Source organism: Dactylosporangium sp. McL0621 (assembly GCF_049995355.1).
GTDB lineage: Bacteria > Actinomycetota > Actinomycetes > Mycobacteriales > Micromonosporaceae > Dactylosporangium.
In genome coordinates this window covers 932,171-951,327 of the sequence record NZ_CP188259.1, presented here as the reverse complement: position 1 = coordinate 951,327, position 19,157 = coordinate 932,171, and the positions used below count along the sequence as shown (strand labels likewise).

General features: G+C 73.6%; 18 protein-coding genes. 8 read left to right on the top strand and 10 right to left on the bottom strand.

What is annotated here, in order from left to right; genetic code table 11:
- The first annotated feature begins 95 nt into the window (after positions 1–95).
- Positions 96–2,249 (top strand): GmrSD restriction endonuclease domain-containing protein, encoded by a 2,154-nt coding sequence (locus tag ACPPVO_RS04455; RefSeq protein WP_426510008.1) that lies wholly within the window; start codon positions 96–98, stop codon positions 2,247–2,249.
- Positions 2,250–2,300: 51 nt separating this feature from the next.
- On the opposite strand, the gene rpsD is transcribed toward ACPPVO_RS04455, so the two are convergent.
- Entirely contained in the window at positions 2,301–2,909 is a 609-nt protein-coding gene (gene rpsD, locus ACPPVO_RS04450) for a 30S ribosomal protein S4 (protein WP_426510007.1), read from the bottom strand.
- Between the two features lie 45 nt (positions 2,910–2,954).
- Between rpsD and ACPPVO_RS04445 the strand changes: the two genes are divergently transcribed.
- A complete protein-coding gene (locus tag ACPPVO_RS04445) occupies positions 2,955–3,608 on the top strand; it encodes a DUF2470 domain-containing protein (protein WP_426510006.1) in 654 nt (217 codons plus the stop codon).
- A 283-nt stretch (positions 3,609–3,891) separates the two neighbouring features.
- Here ACPPVO_RS04445 and ACPPVO_RS04440 read toward each other — a convergent pair whose 3' ends face one another.
- The 5 genes from ACPPVO_RS04440 to ACPPVO_RS04420 all read right to left on the bottom strand — a co-directional run bounded on the left by ACPPVO_RS04440 (position 3,892) and on the right by ACPPVO_RS04420 (position 8,894).
- Positions 3,892–5,280 (bottom strand): chitinase, encoded by a 1,389-nt coding sequence (locus ACPPVO_RS04440; protein WP_426510005.1) that lies wholly within the window; start codon positions 5,278–5,280, stop codon positions 3,892–3,894.
- A 126-nt stretch (positions 5,281–5,406) separates the two neighbouring features.
- Positions 5,407–5,589 (bottom strand): DUF2992 family protein, encoded by a 183-nt coding sequence (locus tag ACPPVO_RS04435; protein ID WP_426514534.1) that lies wholly within the window; start codon positions 5,587–5,589, stop codon positions 5,407–5,409.
- Between the two features lie 48 nt (positions 5,590–5,637).
- Positions 5,638–6,135 carry an endonuclease V gene (locus ACPPVO_RS04430; RefSeq protein ID WP_426510004.1) on the bottom strand — a complete coding sequence of 166 codons (498 nt, stop codon included), beginning with the start codon at positions 6,133–6,135 and terminating at the stop codon, positions 5,638–5,640.
- Positions 6,136–6,140: 5 nt separating this feature from the next.
- Entirely contained in the window at positions 6,141–8,546 is a 2,406-nt protein-coding gene (locus ACPPVO_RS04425) for an ATP-binding protein (RefSeq protein ID WP_426514533.1), read from the bottom strand.
- Between the two features lie 75 nt (positions 8,547–8,621).
- On the bottom strand, positions 8,622–8,894 hold the full coding sequence (locus ACPPVO_RS04420) for a helix-turn-helix domain-containing protein (protein ID WP_426510003.1): 273 nt from the start codon (positions 8,892–8,894) through the stop codon (positions 8,622–8,624).
- Positions 8,895–8,930: 36 nt separating this feature from the next.
- Here ACPPVO_RS04420 and map point away from each other — a divergent pair, with 36 nt between their 5' ends.
- Entirely contained in the window at positions 8,931–9,698 is a 768-nt protein-coding gene (gene map / locus ACPPVO_RS04415) for a type I methionyl aminopeptidase (RefSeq protein ID WP_426510002.1), read from the top strand.
- 65 nt (positions 9,699–9,763) lie between these two features.
- On the opposite strand, the gene ACPPVO_RS04410 is transcribed toward map, so the two are convergent.
- Positions 9,764–10,156 (bottom strand): hypothetical protein, encoded by a 393-nt coding sequence (locus ACPPVO_RS04410; protein WP_426510001.1) that lies wholly within the window; start codon positions 10,154–10,156, stop codon positions 9,764–9,766.
- Between the two features lie 97 nt (positions 10,157–10,253).
- Between ACPPVO_RS04410 and ACPPVO_RS04405 the strand changes: the two genes are divergently transcribed.
- The 5 genes from ACPPVO_RS04405 to ACPPVO_RS04385 are packed head-to-tail and all read left to right on the top strand — an operon-like array spanning position 10,254 to position 15,008.
- Complete coding sequence (locus ACPPVO_RS04405; protein WP_426510000.1) at positions 10,254–10,841, top strand: dihydrofolate reductase family protein; 588 nt, start codon at positions 10,254–10,256, stop codon at positions 10,839–10,841.
- A 58-nt stretch (positions 10,842–10,899) separates the two neighbouring features.
- Positions 10,900–11,229, top strand: a complete 330-nt coding sequence (locus tag ACPPVO_RS04400) for a PadR family transcriptional regulator (RefSeq protein ID WP_426514532.1) — start codon at positions 10,900–10,902, stop codon at positions 11,227–11,229.
- The gene (locus ACPPVO_RS04395; protein WP_426509999.1) at positions 11,226–12,377 is read left to right on the top strand and encodes a hypothetical protein; all 1,152 of its coding nucleotides are present in this window, start codon (positions 11,226–11,228) and stop codon (positions 12,375–12,377) included. Before ACPPVO_RS04400 ends, ACPPVO_RS04395 begins: the two co-directional genes overlap by 4 nt.
- On the top strand, positions 12,377–13,531 hold the full coding sequence (solA, locus tag ACPPVO_RS04390; protein ID WP_426509998.1) for an N-methyl-L-tryptophan oxidase: 1,155 nt from the start codon (positions 12,377–12,379) through the stop codon (positions 13,529–13,531). The genes ACPPVO_RS04395 and solA overlap by 1 nt, the downstream gene beginning before the upstream one ends.
- Before the next feature lie 58 nt (positions 13,532–13,589).
- The gene (locus ACPPVO_RS04385; RefSeq protein WP_426509997.1) at positions 13,590–15,008 is read left to right on the top strand and encodes a S28 family serine protease; all 1,419 of its coding nucleotides are present in this window, start codon (positions 13,590–13,592) and stop codon (positions 15,006–15,008) included.
- 52 nt (positions 15,009–15,060) lie between these two features.
- On the opposite strand, the gene ACPPVO_RS04380 is transcribed toward ACPPVO_RS04385, so the two are convergent.
- From ACPPVO_RS04380 to ACPPVO_RS04370, 3 genes are read right to left on the bottom strand one after another with little or no spacing between them, the layout of a single operon-like run.
- Positions 15,061–17,169, bottom strand: a complete 2,109-nt coding sequence (locus ACPPVO_RS04380; RefSeq protein WP_426509996.1) for a carboxypeptidase regulatory-like domain-containing protein — start codon at positions 17,167–17,169, stop codon at positions 15,061–15,063.
- A gap of 36 nt (positions 17,170–17,205) precedes the next feature.
- Positions 17,206–18,066, bottom strand: a complete 861-nt coding sequence (locus tag ACPPVO_RS04375; protein ID WP_426509995.1) for a metallophosphoesterase family protein — start codon at positions 18,064–18,066, stop codon at positions 17,206–17,208.
- Positions 18,067–18,098: 32 nt separating this feature from the next.
- Positions 18,099–19,142: a Clp protease N-terminal domain-containing protein gene (locus ACPPVO_RS04370; RefSeq protein ID WP_426509994.1), complete on the bottom strand. Its 1,044-nt coding sequence runs from the start codon at positions 19,140–19,142 to the stop codon at positions 18,099–18,101.
- Between the last annotated feature and the right edge of the window lie 15 nt (positions 19,143–19,157).

The following is a 19,157-nucleotide window of genomic DNA, read 5'->3' as shown; positions in this document are numbered from 1 at the left end:
AACGCATCAATGACCGGAATGGCGATCCAGTCCGTGTGACGACATGGGTACGGTCGGCCACCACATGACATCGAGGTCATCGTAGGGGGCGTGCGATGCAGGTCCGAGATCAGATTGTCGGCACCACCGCGAGTATCCGGGCCATCTTCAGCGGGCCGCGATTCGGGCTGGAGTCGTATCAGCGCGAGTACGCGTGGACCGAGAAGCAGGTCGAAGAACTGATCAATGACCTGACCGGACGGTTCGTCAAGGAATGGTCGCCGAAGCACGAGTTGAAGGATGTGGCGAACTACCGGCCGTACTTCCTCGGGCCGGTGATCACATCCAGCCGGGACGGTGTGTCCTACTTGATCGACGGCCAGCAGCGGTTGACCACGGTGATGCTGCTGCTCCTGTGGCTGCGCCGCATTCAGGACGGGCGCGACGACGCGCAGGACGGGCTCGATCAGCTCATCTACTCGAACCGGTTCGGCGAGAAGACCTTCGCAGTCGACGACGGTGACGAGGCTCGGCGCGGATGTCTGCTCGCGCTGCTGAACGGGACCGACTTCGATGTGGCGAACGAGTCGTCCGCCACCGTGCGCAACCTCTGGAACCGGTTCGCGGACATCGAACTGCTCTTCCCGGAGGATCTGCGCGACGAGGAGCTGCCGTACTTCATCTGCTGGCTGCTCGAGCGCGTCATGCTCGTCGAGATCTCGACCCAGGACGGCGGCCTGGCGCTGGAGATCTTCGAGACCATGAACGACCGCGGGCTGCGGCTGACCAGCATCGACATGCTCAAGAGCTTCCTGCTCTCGCAGGTCGCGGCCGAGGATCGCGAGGAGGTCAATCAGGTCTGGCGGCGCCGCCTCACCGACCTCGTGGACATCGATCCGAATGCTCATTCCGCGTTCGTGAAGACCTGGTTGCGCGCCAAGCACTCGACCGGCGCCGACGACGACGCCGGCATCGGCTCGGCGTTCGACAAATGGGTGCGAAAGGCCGCCGGTCAGATCGGGCTCGATCGGCCCGCCGGCGCTCGCGACTTCGTCCTCGCCGAAATGGACTTCCTGGCCAAGCGCTACCGCGAACTGCTCCTGGCCACGAAGACGCTGACCCCGGGCCTGGAGCCCGTGTACTACAACGCGTACAACTCGGTGACGCTGCAGATGCCACTGATCCTGGCGACGCTGTCGGCTGGCGACGACGACGAGACGTTCCGGCGCAAGGCGCTGCTCGTCGCCGGCTACCTGGACATCTTCGTCGCGCGCTGCATGGTCAACGCGCACGACTTCCGGTACACGGCGGTCGAGCACCGGCTGTTCGCGCTTGCGCGGGAGATCCGGGACATGGACGTAGCAAGCCTCGCGACGCGCCTCGGGGCCGAGGTCGCCGCGATCTCCGACAGCTTCGAGGCGGTGGGCAGCTTCGCGCTGCGTCCGCGCAACCGCACGTACGTGAAGTATCTGCTGTCCCGGATGGCGGCGTGGCTCGACGAGCGGTGCGGCACCGGTTACACGTTCGCCGACTACTCCCGGTCGGCCAAGGACCAGCAGCCCTTCGAGATCGAGCACATCTGGGCCGACAAGCATGCGTACCAGCCGGACGTGCCGCGGCGGAAGTTCGGCGAGTTGCGGAACCGCTTCGGTGCGCTGCTCCTGCTGCCCAAAGACTTCAACGCCAGCTTCGGCGACAAGCCATACGCGAAGAAGCTGCCGCTCTACATGGGCCAGCATCTGCTCGCCCGGTCGTTGCATCCCGACTGCTACGTCAACAATCCGAGCTTCCTGCGCATCATCGCGCAGCACGATCTGCCGTTCCGGGCGTTTCCCGACATCTTCGACCAGGTCGCGATCGAGCACCGGCAGGCGGCGTACCGGCGGCTGTGCGAACTCGTCTGGGAGCCGGCGCAGTACGGCCTGATCGTGCCCGCCTCGCCGCCGCCGACGGCGAAGGAGAACGGGCGGGCCCGGTTCAACCTCACGCTCCGGCAGCTGGTCGAGGGTGGCGTTCTGCCCGCGGGTTCCCAGCTGGTCGGGGCGCACCGGGGGGTCGACCACAAGGCCGAGGTGACGGCCGATGCACGCATCCGGCTCGAGTCCGGCGAGGAGTTCGAGGCGGTCTCCCCGGCCGCCATGGCGGTGCTGGACAAGCAGTCGTGGAACGGCTGGCGGTTCTGGCAGTACGCGAGTCCTGACGGGTCGCTCGTCGTGCTCGACGAGCTGCGCCGGACTGCTCTCAACCAGCAGGCGCCGCTCGACGCCTGATCCAACGGGGTGCGACCGGCCGTAGTACCCTTCCCGGCCGGTCGCGGCCCGTCAGCGGCTGTAGAACTCGACGATCAGCTGCTCGTCGCACAGGACCGGGATCTCCCGGCGCAAGGGCAGGCGGATCAGGCGCGTGGTCAGACCGGCCAGGTTCGTGTCCAGGTACGGGGCGGTGCGCTCGCCCGCGTGGGCGCCCGCCGCCGCCACCGCGAACGGGGTCTTCGTCCGGCTGCGCCCGGCCACCTCGATGACGTCGCCGGGGCGGAGGCGGTACGACGGGCGGTCCACCCGCCGGCCGTTGACGTTCACGTGCTGGTGCGCCACGACCTGCCGGGACTGGTAGATCGTGCGCGCGAAGCCCGCCCGCAGGACCAGGGCGTCCAGGCGCAGCTCCAGATCCACGAGCAGCTCCTCGCCGGTCTTGCCGGGGCGGCGCACCGCCCGGTCGAAGGCGGCCCGCAGCTGGCCCTCGCGGATGTTGTACTGCGCCTTCAGCCGCTGCTTCTCCAGCAGCCGCACCTTGTAGTCGCTGACCTTCGGCCGCGCCCGGCCGTGCTGGCCGGGCGGGAACGGCCGGCGCTCGAAGTATTTGACGTCCTTGGGGGTCAGCGCGATGCCCAGCGCGCGGGAGCGGCGGACCTTGGGGCGTGACTGGTTCACGGGGCTCCTTTCTAATAAGGTAAGCCTAACCTTAGGAGGTCGGAGATGTCCAAGCTCCCCACCCCGGCCGAGCGGCTGCGCTCGCTGCTGGCCGCCGCCGGCTCGCTCACGCTCCTCGTGCCCGGGCATCGCTGGGACCTGGTCGGCGCGCACCGGGTCGAGGGCGGGCGGATCCTGCTCGACGTACCCCCGCAACACATCGACACCGCGGCCGTCCTCGAGCTCACGGACGTCGCCCCCACGCCCGTGCGGTCCCGGGTGCGCGCGAAGGCCGTGCTCGGCGGCTGGCTCGCCGCGCACCCCGGGGGCGGCGTGGCGCTGGAGCTGGCCGAGGCCGCGCTGCAGGACCCGGCGTACGGCCGCGACGCCGAGGTCGCCGTCGACCCCGACGAGTTCGCCGCGGCCGCGACCGACCCGCTCGCCCACGTCGAGGCGGAGCTGCTGTGCCACCTGAGCGACGCCCACCCCGACGCCGTCGACCGCCTGGCCCGGCTCGTACCGCCGCATCACCTGCACGGCGTCGGGCGCATCGTGCCCGTGCGGCTCAACCGCTACGGCGTGGTCCTGCGCCTGGAGTTCGCGGGGCGGGCGCGCGACGTTCGGCTGCCGTTCCTGTCGCCCCTCGACCGCCCCGAGGAGGCCGGCGACCGCATGCAGGAGCCGTACGCCCGGGCGCGGTGCTGCCACGGCGGCCACTAGAGGCTGTATCGCCCCACCGGCGTCCACAGCTGCCCGGCCATGTCGTTCAGTGAGGACGCGGCGCGGCTGGAGGCGGTCGCGGCCTCCTGCACCGCCGGCGATGACCTGCGTGCCCGCCGCCGCCTCGGTCACCGGGCGGTTGATCTCCCCGGTGGTCGCGGTCTGCTCCTCGACCGCCGCGGCGATGGTGTTCCGGGTGCCCCGGCCGGGCAGGTGGGCAGAAACGGCGAAGGCCGCCGCCCGATGACCCTTCGGGCGGCGGCCTCGTTCCCGGTGGTGCCGGTCAGCAGGCTCCGTTGTCGGTCCACACGCCCTGGCCGTTGTTGCCGGGGATGTCGCCCTGGGTCCACCACTTCGCGGTCCACTTGTGACCGCCGTAGGAGACCGTCGCCCCGCCGTTGTAGGCGGTGCCGGAGTTCCAGGCGGGCGGGCAGGTCGGCGGCTGCGTGGTGCCGCCGGTGCCGCCGCAGGTGCCCTGGTCGACCCAGACGCTGCTGGTGCCGGGCGTCTCGCCCTGGGTCCACCATGCGGCCTTCCAGGTGTGGCCGTTGTACGACACCAGCGCGCCGCCCGTGTACGCGGTGCCCGAGTTCCAGGCCGCCGCGGTGCACGTGCCACCGCCCGGCGTGGTGGGCGGCGGGCCGCCCGTGGTCGGGTTTGTGGTGGGCGGGGTGGCCCCGGCGAAGCGGGCCGTGTACTTCGTGAACTCCCAGTCGGTCTGCGGCACGCTGCTGCAGGTGCCCGACGTGGTGGACTGGTTCGGGTCGGCGCACTGGCGGTCGCGGTTGACCGACCAGTACGTGTACCGCGCCAGGTGGTGCGAGGTCGCGTAGTCCAGCACCGTCTGGAAGTCGGCCTGCCGGAAGTACTCGCCGGCGTCGCTGCGGCCGTTCATCATCGACACGCCCTCATGGGCGTACGCGGTGGCGCTGTCCCAGCCGAACGTGCTCATCAGGATGCCGTGGAAGCCCTCCAGCGCGCTCGTCTGGGACGACCCGCCGTTGAACCCGCCGTCGAACGGCATGATCGAGTAGTTGTTCGGGGTGAACCCGAGGCTCTTCGCGTCCTTGAGCATCTCGGTGCCGAACCAGCCCGTGCCCGCCGCCGTGCCGGCCGTAGTGACCGAGACGTACAGGCCGGGGTTGTTCTGCTGCAGGATCTGCGCGGCGCCGAGCTCGTTGTGCACGGCCGCGGCGTTCTCGTACTCCGGCTCCTCGAGGTCGAAATCGATCGCCTTGAGGCCGTACTTGGTGACCACCTGCTGGTAGGCGGCGGCGGTCGCGGACGGGGAGCCGCAGGTCTGGCCGAGCTTGGTGCCGCCGTAGCCGCCGATGGAGACGCTGACGTCGCCGCCGTTGGCGCGGATGCGCGAGATGAGCGCGGCCGCCTCGGTGTCGGCGGAGACGGCGCGCGTGCCGTCCCAGGTCGGGGTACAGCCGCCACCGTTGGGGGCGAGGATGAAGGCCAGCTGGAAGGCCTTCTGGCCGCTCGCGTTCATGACCGCGACGGCGTCGGGCGGGCTGTTGTCGAACGGCATCAGGTACGGCGCGGAGGCGTACCAGTTGCTGGTCAACGCGGCACTGGCGGACTGCGCGTTGATCACGCCGAGGGTCGTCGCACCGATGGTGACGGCGGCGGTCAGCGCGAGGGGGATCAGGGTTCTGCGTTTCATGGACCCCTCCACGAGCATTACGGACGTGACGCTAACTGTTAACAAAGTTAAGCGTTGTGGAGGGAACGTACAACGTTGTCGATGCCTCCGCAAGTGCTCTTAAGGTCCTTAACAGTTTGGGCTGTCTCAATGGCCCCGGTGCTTGGCCCGGGCCTTCGCGCGCCGCCGGGCGTGGCGCTCGGCGGACTCGGCCGCCCGCCGCTGCCGGCGCGCGACCCGGGCCTCGGCCCGGCGGTGCTGCCGGTCCGCGCCGAGCGCCTCCGCGGCATCGTCGCCGGCGACTGGCGTGGCGGACTCGGCCCGCCGCAGCAGCTCGACGCCGTGGCGCAGCAGGAGGTGTTTTCGCGCCCGGCCGGCCTACGCACGGCCGCGTGCGAGCGCATCGACGCGGCGCAGTGCGTCCGGCATCCGGTACGGCCCGCTCATGCCGGTCACGTAGGCGGCCGCGGCGGCCAGGGGCAGGCCGGCGGCGGTGACGTACAGCGGCTTCGCCGCCCCGCCGCGCCGCACCGGCACCGCGTGGGTCGCGGTGTGGAAGGACGTCTTGGCCACGCCGATCACCGGGATGCCCAGCGCCGCGTGCACGTGGGCGCCCAGGCCCGGGCGGCCGCCGGGGTCGAGGTCCACGTACCCGTCGACGATGAGCAGCTCGACCGCCTCCACGCCGGCGAGGACGGCCCGGATCGCCGGGAGCTCGCGGCGGTAGAACTGCCCGGGAACGTACGGCTCGACCTCGTCCAGCCACGCCACCCGCTCGGACTCGACCGCGAACCCGGGCAGCGCGCCGACCACGAGGGCGGCCCGCCCACCGCCGGAGCCGGGGTAGTCCACGTCCACCGCGCCGCTGCGCACCATGGTGGTCAAACCAGCCCGAGCCGGCGCGCGGTCGCGGCGGCCTGGGTGCGCGAGGCCGCGGAGAGCTTGGCCAGGATCGCCGAGACGTGGTGCTGCACGGTCTTCTCCGACAGCGTCAGGGCCGCCGCGATCTCGGCGTTGGAGCACCCGTCGGCGAGCAGCCGCAGCACCTCGGCCTGCCGCCCGGTCAGCCCGGCGGCGTTCGCGGCGGTGGCCGGCCGGGGCCCCCGCGGCACCCCGCGCACCCCGCGCCGGCGCAGGTCCGCGCGCAGCCACCCGGCCGCCTGCCGGGCCCCGAGCGCGTCCAGCGCCGCGAGCGCCGCCCCGGCCGCGGCCGCGTCGCCGAGCGCCAGCGCGTGCACCCGCGCCAGGAGACGCCCGCCGCGCCCGAAGCCCTCGGCCGCCGCCCGCCAATCCACATCGGACGGTGCGCCGGTCGCCCGGGAAAGACGAAAGGCCAGTTCCCGGGTGTACCTTCTGTGCCCGACCGAGACCGCCAGCTCGAGCCCGCGCCGGGCCTCGGCCGCGGCGCGCCCGGGCTCGCCGAGGTACAGCCAGTGCTCGGCCCGCACGATCGCGACCGGCCCGATGCGCTGCAGCTCCTCGGTGGCCAGGGCCTCGCGCAGGGCCAGGTCCAGGGTCGCCTCGGCCTCCGGCTCGCCCCGCGCGGACTGGACCCGGCCCCGGGCCACGTACGCGGGCAGCGGCCCGACCCCGCCCCGGGCCGGGTACGCCAGCGACTCGTCGGCGTCGGCCAGCGCCCCGGCCCAGTCGCCCGCCTCGACCCGCACGGCCGCGCGGACGCCGAGCAGGTACTGCCGGTACCCGTCCAGGTCGTGCCGGTCGGCGTAGGCCAGCGCCGCGGCGATCGCGGCCAGGGTCGCGGCGAGGTCGTCGCCGATCCACAGCTCGGTGCAGGCCCGGTTGACCAGGGCCCGGGCCGCGTGGTCGACGAGCCCGGCGGCGGCCGCGCGCTCGTGCAGGCGCACCAGCTCGCCGGACGCGTCCGGGTCGCCGCGCACCAGCCGCGCGGTGGTCACGTTTATCGCGGCGTGCACGGCGGTCTCGCCGTCGCCGAGCCGCTCGGCGAGCTCGGCCGCGCGGGTGCCCCACTCGACCGCCGGCTCCACCTCGTGGGCGAGCATGTGCAGCTGGGCCCGGGTGCTCAGGGCCATCGCGAGCTCGCGCCCGGGCGGGCCCTGGCCCAGCGTCTCCACCGCGGCCGCGACCGCGCGCCGGGCCAGCGCGGTGTCGCCGCTCCACCAGGCCAGGCGCGAGAGCCAGCGCTCGTTCGCGCCCGCGCGCTCCCAGTCGCCGGCCGCCCGCCGCTGCTCGGCCGCGCGCCGGCGCGCGTCGACGGCCTCGGCGGACAGGCCCGCCAGGTACGCCTGGAACGCGTAGGCCTCCAGGACCTCGGCCCCGGCCCCGAGGTCCACCAGCGCCCGGTAGTGCGCGGCGGCCTCACGGTGGGCACCTTGGGCGGCGGCGGACTCGGCGGCGCTCAGGGAGTACCGCCGCAGCAGCTCTTCGTCCTGACTGAGGCGGGCGTGGTGGGCCAGCCGGGCCGGGTCGACCGCGGGGCGGGCCTCGAGCCGCCGGACCGCTCTCAGGTGCAGCGCGCGGCGGCGCCCGGGCGGCAGCGCGTCCTCGACGGCCCGGCGCAGCAGCTCGTGCCGGAACCCGGCCCCGTCCCCGGCCGCGACCAGCACGCCCGCGGCCACGCAGCGGTCCACGAGCGCCGGCTCCGGTCCGTCGCCGGCCACGTCGAGGCGCTGCATGACGGCCGCCAGCTCGGCGAGGTCGCGCGCGGGCGCTTGCAGCCGCTCGAGGCGGGTCAGGATCAGATGGTGTACCGCACCCGCCGGCTCCTCGTTCAGCGCCTCGGTGACCAGCAGCGGGTTGCCGCCGGTGAGGTCGTAGACGGCGGCCGGGTCGCGACCGGACCGCGCGGCCTGCTCGGCGACGCACTCGCGGGAGAGGGGCGGCAGGAGCACCCGGCGCACGGCGTCGCGCGGGAGGGCGGCCAGGGTCGCGTGCAACGGGTGGCCGGGGGCCTCGTCGTCGCGGTACGTGAGCACGAGCAGGGCCCGGAGCCGCTCGATGCGCCGGGCGAGCAGGATCAGCAGGTCGAGCGAGGCCGCGTCGGCCCAGTGCAGGTCCTCCAGGACGACGACGCGCGGCGGCCCCGGGCGCTCGAGGGCGTCCAGCAGCGCGTCCAGGGGCGGCTCGTGCGCGGCCAGGGCCTCGGCGAGCGCGCCGCCGGCCTGCCGCGCGATGTCGTGCCACGGGCCGAGGGGGCGCGGGGTGACCAGCGGGTCGCAGGCCCCCAGCCACAGGCCGCGCCGCGCGGCCGCGAAGGCGCGCACGAGGCTGGACTTGCCGATGCCGGCCTCGCCCGCGACGAGCGCGATCCGCCCGCCGTCCCGGGCCAGTCGCTCCAGCTCGGCCAGCGCCCCGGCGCGCTCCCACAGGGCCGTCGGCGGGCGCTACGCCACGCGGCTGGTCGCCGGGGGCGTCTCCTGCGCCAGGGCCTCACCCAGCGCGGTCAGGTCGAGCCCGAGCACGCGCGCGAGCGCGGCGACCGTGAAGAACGCGGGCGTCGCGATCGCCCCGCGCTCGATCTTGCGCAGCGTGTCGAGCGAGATCCCGGCCTCGAAGGCGACCGCCGCCGCGCTGCGCGCCCCGCGCGCCTGCTGCAGCATTCTCCCCAGCACCAGTCCCCGGTGCCGCTCGTCCTCGGTCAGCGGATTGCGCACCATGTGGACGATGATAATCCTGGTATTAGAATATCCGGCATGGTGGTGCTGAAGAGTGCGGCGGAGCTCGCGACGATGCGCGAGGCCGGCCGGGTGGTCGCCCAGATCCTGACGGCCGTGCGCGCCGCGGCGCAGCCCGGGGCGACCCTGCAGGAGCTGGACGACCTGGCCCGCGAGCTGCTGTCCGAGAAGGGCGCCAAGTCGTCGTTCCTGCACTACCATCCGTCGTTCGCGCCGATCCCGTACCCGGCGGTGCTGTGCCTGTCGGTGAACGACGCCATCGTGCACGGCATCCCGGACGCCCGCCGGCTCGACGACGGCGACCTGCTCTCCATCGACTTCGGCGCCCACATCGACGGCTACCACGGCGACTCGGCGATCACCGTCGGCATCGGCACCGTCGACGCGGCCGCCCAGCGCCTCTCCGACGTGGGCAAGCAGGCCCTGGACGCGGGCATCGCCGCCGCGGTGGCGGGCAACCGCCTGGGCGACATCTCGCACGCGGTGCAGACGGTCTGCCGCGCCGCCAAGTACGGCATGCCGACGGGCTACGGCGGCCACGGCGTGGGCACCGCCATGCACGAGGACCCGCACGTGCCGAACGAGGGCCGCCCGGGCCGCGGGCTGGCCCTGCGCCCGGGCCTGGTCCTGGCCATCGAGCCGATGGTGGTGGAGAGCGGCTCGGACCGCCACCGCCTGCTGCTGGACGGCTGGACGGTCTCGACGGTCGACGGCTCCCGGGCGGCCCACTGGGAGCACACGATCGCCGTCACCGAAGACGGCCCGGTCATTCTCACGGCCCTCTGACCTGCGGAACGCGAAACGGCCGGTCGTCCCCGTGTGCGGGGTGACCGGCCGTTTCGTCTGTCTGCCTAGTTGGCGGCGACGCCGTACTGGCCCTCGCCACCGTGGAACTCCGTGCCCTGCGCGAAGGACGCGTCGAAACGCTGCGACAGGGCGTCGAGCTCACCGAACTCCGCCTGGTGCGAGTCCTGGGCACCCTCGGCCGCGAACACGTGGTCGTCCACCGACGCGTCGTGCGAGTAGTTCGTGTAGTCGTCGGACTCCGCGTGCACGACGCCCGGCTGGTCGAACTCCTCGTGGTGACCCTGCGCGAAGTCCGTCGACGTGGCCGCGTGGTGATCGTTCTCGTACACCCCGAACTGGCTGTGCGCGTCATGCTCCGAACCATGCGCCTGGTGCAACTGGTCCAGACCATCGTGCTCCTGGCCCGACTCGAAATGCCCGTAGTCCACGTCGCTCATATCGTTTCCCCCTGGAAAGTCGCTGTTGACAAGAACATTAGGAGCCGGGCCGGAACACCGAATCCCGGAAACGTGCCACCACCAGAGGAGGGCCATCGTGGCCGTATCGGTGCTGTACATGTCGATGTCGCTCGACGGGTTCATCGCCGGGCCCGGGGACGGGCCGGACCATCCGGGCGGGGACGGCTTCATGCGGCTGCACGACTGGTTCGTCAGCCCGGACGGGGAGTTCGTGCGGCCCGCGGGGGCGGCCGGGGAGGTCGTCGACGAGATGAACGCGTGCGCGGCGATCCTCGTCGGGCGGCGCACGGTCGAGCAGGTCGACCACTGGGGCGGCGAGCACCACATCAAGGGGGTCCGCATCTTCGTGCCCAGTCACCGGCCGCCGGCCCCGGAGGTGGCGGGCTACCCGCTCGTCACGTACGTCCACGACGGGATCGCCGCCGCGATGGCGCAGGCGAAAGAGGCGGCCGGCGAGGGCCGTGTGCTCGTGCACGGCGCCTACACCGCGCGCACGGCGCTGGAGGCCGGCGTCCTCGACGAGCTGCAGATCCACCAGATCCCGGTGCTGTTCGGCGGCGGGCGACGGCTCTTCGAGGCGCTGGACCGGCGCCTCGAGCTGGAGGTCGTGCGGGTGGTCGACACGGCCGAGGCGACCCACATCCGGTACCGAGTCAAGTACTGAGTGTAGATACGGTTGCCGATATGTCTCGGTGACCGTAACGTCAGCGGGCATGGCTGCCATGCGGGAACCGACGTTCCTCATCCTGACCGCGCTGGCCGAGCGCTCCTTGCACGGCTACGGGCTGATTCACGAGGTCGGCGTGCTGTCCGGGGGCGAGGTCGTGCTCGGCGCCGGCACGCTCTACGGGGCGCTCGACCGGCTCGCCGAGCAGGACCTGATCGCGGTGGAGCGGGAGGAGGCGGTCGACGGCCGGCTGCGCCGCTACTACCGGCTCACCGACGGCGGGGCGGCCGCGCTGGCGACCGAGGCCGAGCGACTGCGACGGCGCGCGGCGGCCGCGGACGAGCGCCTGCGCCGCCGGGCGAACCCGGGCCCGGTGACCGCGTGAGCGCGGCGCTGCCCGGCCACCCCGAGGCCGGTGACGGTCTGGGCACGGCGCCGCCCGGCCGCCCCGAGGCCGGTGATGGTCTGGACGCGGCGTTGCCGGGCCGCCGCCCCGAGGCCGGCGACGGTCTGGACGCGGCGTTGCCGGGCCGCCGCCCCGAGGCCGGCGACGGTCTGGGCGCGACGCAGGCGGGCCGCCGCCCCGAGGCCGGCGAGAGCATGAACACGGCGCTGCCCCGACGGTACCGACGCCTGCTTCTGGCTTATCCGGCCGCCTATCGCCGCTCGCATGGCGTCGAGATCCTCACGACGCTCATGGACGGCGCCGGCCCCGGGCGGCAGCGGCCCACCGCGGGCGAGGCGCGCGACATCCTCGTGGGCGGGCTGCGGCAGCGGTTCCGGCTCCCGGCCGGCCGGGTCATGGTCCTCGCCGCCCTGGCGAGCGCGCTGATCGCGGGCGGGCTCGGGGCCGGGCTGGGCTCGCTCGCGGGCTGGGCGATCGCCGAGGACCCGGGCGACGCCGTCGTCGCCGAGCTGGTCACGCTGGCCGCCGGGGCCCCGGCGGAGCACGACGTCACCCGGCAGCCCGAGGCGTTCGGCCTGAACTCCCAGGCGATCACGTCCGCCCGGACCGCGGGGCCGCCCAGCCTCGCCGCGGCCCGCGCGCGGCTGGAGGCGGCGGGCTGGCGCGTGACGCCCACCGGCTACGACCAGACCGTGCTGGCGGCCCGCGGCGGCATCCAGGCGACGGTGTCGGTCGACGGCCACGGCTCCGTCTCGGTGATCGCGACGGGGGCCGCCCCGGCCGTGGCCGGCCCGCTCACGGCGGCCGGGGCGGTGCTCGGGCTGGTCGCGGGCTGGCTGCTCGCGGCCCGGGTCGGGCGCCGGCTGCGCCGGGCCGCGTTCTGGTGGCGCGTGGCCGTCGGCGAGCTCGCGCTGCTCGCGGCGCTGACGCTCGCCTGGCCCACGCTCGGCGCCTGGGCCTACGTGACCCTGCCGGAGTCCCGCGCGCACCTGTTCTACGCCTACGCGGCCTACGAGGTCGACCGGCCGCTGGGCCTGCTCACCGTCGCCGGGCTGGCCCTCGCGGCGCTCGCGGTCGCGCTGTCCGCCGTGATCCAAAAGCGAGCAAGGGTGGCTACGCTGCCCTGATGGCGCAGCAGTACGACGTGATCGTGGCCGGCCTCGGGGGCATGGGCAGCTCGGCCGCCTACCACCTGGCCGCCCGCGGGCAGCGGGTGCTCGGCCTGGAGCGGTTCGGCCCGGCCCACGACCAGGGCTCCAGCCACGGCGGCTCGCGGATCACGCGGCAGGCGTACTTCGAGGACCCCGCCTACGTCCCGCTCATCCTGCGCTCCTACGAGCTGTGGGAGCGCCTCGAGCGCGACTCCGGCCGCGACCTGCTCACGCTGACCGGCGGCCTTTTCATGGGCCCGCCGGACTCGCTCACCGTGGAGGGCAGCCGGCGTACCGCCGAGCAGTGGGGCCTGCCGCACGAGATGCTCGACGCGGCCGCGATCCGCCGCCGGTACCCGCAGTTCACCCCGCGCGACGGCGAGGTGGCGCTGTTCGAGCGCAACGCCGGCGTGCTGCGGCCCGAGGCCGCGGTCGAGGCCGGCCTGGCCCTCGCCACCGCCAGGGGCGCCGACCTGCGCTTCCACGAACCCGTCGAGACCTGGACGGAGGACGGCGGCGGGGTGACCGTCCGGACGGCCCGCGGCACCTACCGCGCGGACGCGCTCGTGCTCTGCCCGGGCGCGTGGGCGCCGGTGCTGCTGCCCGAGCTCGGGGTGCCGCTCGTGGTGGAGCGGCAGGTGCAGTTCTGGTTCGCCCCCGACGGCGACGTCGCACGGTTCGGCCCGGACCGGCATCCGATCTTCATCTGGGAGGACCCGCAGAAGCAGCAGCTGTACGGCTTTCCCGCGCTGGACGGCCCCGGCGGCGGGCTCAAGTTCGCGTTCTTCCGGCGGGGCGAGGCGACCACGCCGGAGACCATCGACCGCGCCATCCGCGACGAGGAGGTCGCGTTCGTCGCGCGGCACCTGGCCGAGCGGGTGCCGGCCGCGGCCGGGCGCTTCCTGCGCGGCAAGACCTGTATGTACACCAACACGCCCGACGAGCACTTCGTGATCGCGCGCCACCCGGACCGGCAGCGGGTCACCGTGGCCTGCGGTTTCTCCGGGCACGGGTTCAAGTTCACGCCCGTCGTCGGAGAGATCCTCGCCGATCTCACGCTGACCGGGGCGACCGCGCACCCGATCGCCCTGTTCGACCCACGGCGAGGGTGGTCACGCGGGGCCGAATAGCCCGCGGCGCCGGTAGCTTCCATCGAGACAGCGGAAAGTCTCGATGTGGAGGTACCGCATGATCCGATTCCGACAGGCGCTGCTCGCCGTGGCGCTGATGCTCGGGATGGTCGGCACCGTCGCCGTGGCCGCGCCCGCGTCGGCCGCGACGGCCACCGACATCAAGGACCGCCTGGCGGCCGTGCCCGGCCTGACCGTGGTCGCGGAGCAGCCGGTCGCCGCGCCGTACCGCTTCTTCATCCTGAGCATCACCCAGCCGGTCGACCACCTCAACCCGCGGGCCGGCACCTTCCAGCAGCGCTTCACGCTGCTGCACCGGGGCACCGACCGGCCGATGGTGCTGCAAACCACCGGCTACAACGTGCCCGAGTACGCGTTCCGCTCCGAGCCGACCCGGCTGGTCGACGGCAACCAGATCTCCGTCGAGCAGCGCTTCTTCACCCCGTCGCGCCCGGCGAACCCGAACTGGCCCCAGCAGATGACGATCTGGCAGGCGGCCACCGACCACCACCGCATCGTGACCGCGCTCAAGCCGGTCTACTCGCAGAAGTGGATCTCGACGGGGGCCAGCAAGGGCGGCATGACCTCGGTGTACCACCGGCGCTTCTACCCCGGCGACGTGGACGGCACCGTCGCGTACGTCGCGCCGCAGGACGTCGTCAACGACGAGGACTCGGCCTACGACAAGTTCTTCACCAAGGTCGGCACCGCGCAGTGCCGGGCCGCGCTGGACGGCGTGCAGATCGAGGCCTTCCACCGCCGGGCGGAGCTCGTCGCGCGGTACCAGGCCTGGGCGACGGGGAACCAGCGGACCTTCGACATCGTCGGGGGCGTCGACCGGGCCTTCGAGTTCATGGTCAACGGCACGACGTGGGCCTTCTGGCAGTACAGCCTGGAGAGCGACTGCGCCGACGTGCCCCCGGCCACGGCTTCCAGCGACGACATCTGGAACTGGATCGACCTGATCTACGGCCTGGACTCCAACACCGACCAGGGCATCACGCCCTACATCACGTACTACTTCCAGGCCTCGTACCAGCTGGGCTACCCGGACGTCTCCCAGCCGCACCTCAAGGGCCTGCAGCACTACCGCGGCCAGGACCGGGCCCAGTCCTACATCCCGCGGGAGCTGGTGCCGCGCTTCCAGCCCTTCACCATGCTCGACATCGACATCTGGGTGAAGTTCGCGGGCAGCCGCCTGCTGTTCGTGTACGGCGCCAACGACCCCTGGGGCGCGGAGCCGTTCCGCCTCGGGCCGTTCACCCGCGACTCGCAGTGGTACATGGCGACGGGCGCCAACCACGGCGCGAACATCGCGGCGCTCAAGCCCGACGAGACCGCCAAGGCCACGGCCGCCCTGCTGCGCTGGGCGAACGTGACCCCGCCGGCCGCGTCCTTCGGGGTGTCGGGGACCGCCGGGTACATCCCGGGCCTCGACGACCACAACCTCGCGCTCGACCGCCGGTTCAGCCTGTAGCGCGCCGATCCGGGACGGTGGCCGGGGCCCGCGGGCCCCGGCCACCGCCGTGTCACGGGATGGTGATGTTGACCGTCACCGTCTTGTTGTTCTTGACCGGGTAGGCCGTGGCCGAGGCGAAGTTCGCGCCCCCGACCCAGCCGTTGCGGCCGTCGTTGGTCGACCAGCGCAGCTTGACCGACTGCTGCGGCGCGAGCAGCGGGATCGAGTACGGCTGCCCGTTGTAGGCCGTCCCGCCGAGCGCGACGGCCTCGCCGGTCACCGCGTTGTACGGGGTCACGGCCCCGTCGACCGGGTGCCCGGCGGCGTCGCGGAGGGTGCCGGCGACGGTCCCGCCGCCGGTGCGCAGCTTGATGTTGGCCGCCACGCTCTTGCCAACGCGCACGGTCACCTTGGTGGCCTCGGGCCGGCTGGGGGCGTTGCCGGACCAGCGCCACTGGTACTCGGCCTTGGCGAACTCCACCGGCCACGCGTACGGGCCCAGCCCGGTGAGCACGTAGGTGCCGTCCGCGCCGGTCGAGTGCGGGCAGCCGTCCCCGCCGAACCCGGGCACGATCGGGGTGACCGAGACGCAGGCGTAGGGCACCGGGGCGCCGGTGGCCACGTCGGTCACGTTCCCCCGGATCGAGCCGGCCGCGTCGAGCCGGACCACCGGCACCGTGAGCTGGTCCCCGGCGGCCACCGTGAACCGGGAGGCGGCGTCGCGGTCGCCGGTGCCGCCGGCCGGGCCCACCCACTGCGCGCCGAGGGCGTCGCCGTTCGGGTCGGCGAACACCTGGTAGGCGCCGGGCTCCAGCGGCCCGAGCACGACCGTGCCGGGCACCGGCGGCTGCTGCCAGTCGGAGCAGGCGTAGGAGAGCCAGGTCGGGAACGAGTCGCCGACCTTGCCCAGCTGCACGCAGCCCTCGGCCGCGGCGCCGCCGGCGCTCGCGACCATCGGCACGGTGATGCTCGCGCCGAGGGCCATCGCCACGTCGAGGTCGGCGGTCTGGCCGCCGGTGACCGTCGCCGCGGCGTCGGTGACCTCGAAGTGCCGGCGGTCGCCGATGTTGACGTTGAAGTGCCACGTGCCCGCGAACACGTCGGTCAGCACCAGCTCGGCGCCGTCGGTGCAGCCGGAGATGTTGGTGTTGAGCAGTGCGTAGGCGCAGAAGCCGGACAGCGGCGCCCCGGAGCCGGCGTCGTGCGCGCGGATGCGCACGGAGCCGGTCGGCCGGAACCGCTCGTCCACCGTGGTCACCTGGCCCTCGGTCACCGCGAAGCGGTCGGCGGACTCGGGGGTGAGCTTGTCGTGCGCGTACTGCGGGACCCACCTCGGCCCGGAGAAGCTGACGAGCCAGTCGCCGCGGACCGGCACGTCGTCGATCCGGTAGCGGCCGTCCGCGCCCGTGGTCGCGTTGTGGGTGCCGCCGATGTACTCCAGGGTGCTCGCGCCGACCGAGACCCCGGCCGCCGGGGTGCCGTCGGCCGCGAGCAGCTGACCGGCGATCGAGCCGGTCGGGATCAACGTCTCCTGCAGCGGCGTCGTCTGCCCGGCCACGACCGCGATCGGGGCGGCCGAATCGTAGGTGAAGGAGGCGCCGTTCCACTGGTTGATCGACGGGTACCGGTAAAACTGGATCTTGTAGGTGCCCGGCAGCAGTTCGAGCGAGAACGTGCCGTCGGCCGCGGTGTCCGCGACGCCGGCCAGGACCTGCTCGTCACCGGCGTAGACGGTGAGGGACGCGGTGGCCGGGGAGCCGTCGCGCTGGTGCAGGGCCCCGGCGATCCGGCCGGACGGCAGCGCCTGGTCGTCGACGACGACCGTGGCCCCGGCGGCGACCGCGAAGTGCTCGGCGGCCTCCCACGCGCGCTGGCGGTGGGCGTACTGGCGGAACTGCGCGCCGGCCGGGACGAACGACACGGTGTAGTCGCCGGCGGCGAGGCCGGACGCCGTGTAGGCCCCGCTCGCGTCGGTGGTGGTGTCGACGGTCGTCGTGCCGCCGTCGGAGACCTGGACGGAGGCGTTGGCGAGGGGCTGGCCGGAGGAGTCGGTGAGGTGGCCGGTGACCGTGCTCGTCCCGGCCGCGAGGGCCGGGCCGGCGGGCACCGCGATGCCGGCGACGATGACGGCCGTGGCTGCGGCGGACAGCAGCGAACGGCGCAGGGCATGCTGACGCAAACTGCGCTCCCAGGGGTGGTTGGGGTGGCGCATCGATCATTCCCGAGGCGTGGCCGCCCGTGGGGCCGGGGGGAGGTTCTCGGACGGAGGCTCCAAAACCGGGCGGAGTTGGGCCGGCGGGGTCGCGCGCTTGCTCCACTCGCGCGGGTACCCGACCGAGACCTCCTCGTGCCGGATGCCGTCGTGCCAGATCGTCCGCGGGATGTGCAGGTGGCCGTAGACGACGACCTCGGCGCCGAAGCGGGTGGGCCAGTCGCGCGTGCGGGTCGTGCCGCACCAGAGGGCGAACTCGGGGTACCACAGCACGTCCGTCGGCTCGCGGACCACCGGGAAGTGGTTGACCAGCACCGTCGGCCCGCCGACGGCGGCCAGCCGGGCCTCGGTCAGCTCCAGCCGGGCCGCGCACCAGTCGGCGCGCCCCGCGTAGGGGTCGGGGTGCAGGAGGGCCTCGTCGGTGCCCACGATCCCGGCGGCGTGGGCCATCTCCAGGGCCTGCTCGGTCGAGGTCGCGCCCTTGGGCCAGAACGAGTAGTCGTACAGCACGAAGAGCGGGGCGATCGCGAGGCGGTCCTCCCACATTGCGTACGGGTCCTCGGGCGTCAGCACGCCGAGCTTCCGGCACGCGTCGACCAGCTTCTCGTACCGCGCCACCCCGCGCGCCTGCTCGGGATCGTTCTGCGGCGTCCACAGCTCGTGGTTGCCCGGCGCCCAGATGACCTTCGCGAACCGCTCGCTGAGCGTGCGCAGCGCCCACGTGACGTCGGCGAACCGCTCGGCCACGTCGCCGGCCACGATCAGCCAGTCGTCGGGGTGGGTGGGCCGCATCTGCTCGACGAGCGCGCGGTTCTCGGCGTATCCGACGTGGAGGTCGCTGATGGCCAGCAGTCGCCCGGTCACCGTGGCAGCCTACCGACCGGCTCGCGCTTTGCTCAGGGGGCCAGTTCGCGGCCGAGGCGTACGGCGACCGCGGCCGGGTCGACGCCGTGGCCGCGCAGCATCCGGGCGCCCGGGCCCTCGCCCTCCGAGGCGATCGCGAAGAGCAGGTGGGACGAGCCGACGTACCGGTGCCTGAGCTCGCCCGCCAGCCGCGACGCCTCGCCCGCGGCGTGGTAGAGGTCGGCGCCGAACGGCGGGTCGCCGCGCCCGGCCCGCCACGCCTTGTCCTCGCGCGGGATCGCGGCCGGGCCGGGCGAGAGGTCCATCGCGAAGTCCTTCACGGCCGGGTACGCCAGGCCGAGCTCGGCCAGCACCCGGGCGCCCTGGTTCGTGGCGGCGGCGTCGTCGGCGAGCCGGATGCTGGTGATCGCCATCAGGTACTCCAGCGCGCACATGGCCATCACCGCGTGCGCCTGCCCGACCAGCGCGCAGCCGCCCCGCACCGCCTGCTGCACCGCCTCGCCCCGCAGCACCGCCGGGGCGGCCAGCGCCGAGAGCACCGGGTCGCCCTTGCGGACGGGGCGCAGGAACGCGGTGGCCGAGCTGACCGGGGGCGTGCCGTCGAGCAGGAACTCCTCGTCGGGGCGCAGGTGGAAGCGGCGGATGAACTCGGACCACTCCCCCGGCGAGGCGCACTCCACCAGCAGCGCGCGCAGGAAGAGCCGGAAGCCGATGCAGCGGATCGCGGGCGCCTCGGCGGCCGCCGCGAAGGCCCGGCCGAGCCCGACCCGCACCCGCGGGTCCCACTCCGGCAGCGGGTCGTCGGCCGAGCGGCGCAGGTCGCGCCGGGCCCGCCACTGCGCGAGCCGCAGCGTCGCCTCGACCTCGTCCTCCTGCTCGGCCGGCACCTCCTCGCCGGAGGCACCCCAGCCGGGCAGCATCTGCCAGCGGACCTCGTCGGCGCCGAGCATGCGCAGCATCGCGTCGGCGGCGCGCTCCGCGCTGACACTCGCCTCGCGCGTCTCCCAGGCCCGGCGGACCGCCCAGGACAGCGCCACCTGTACCTCGAGCGACGCGACGGGTTGACCGAAGCTCACCGCGCCACGGTACGC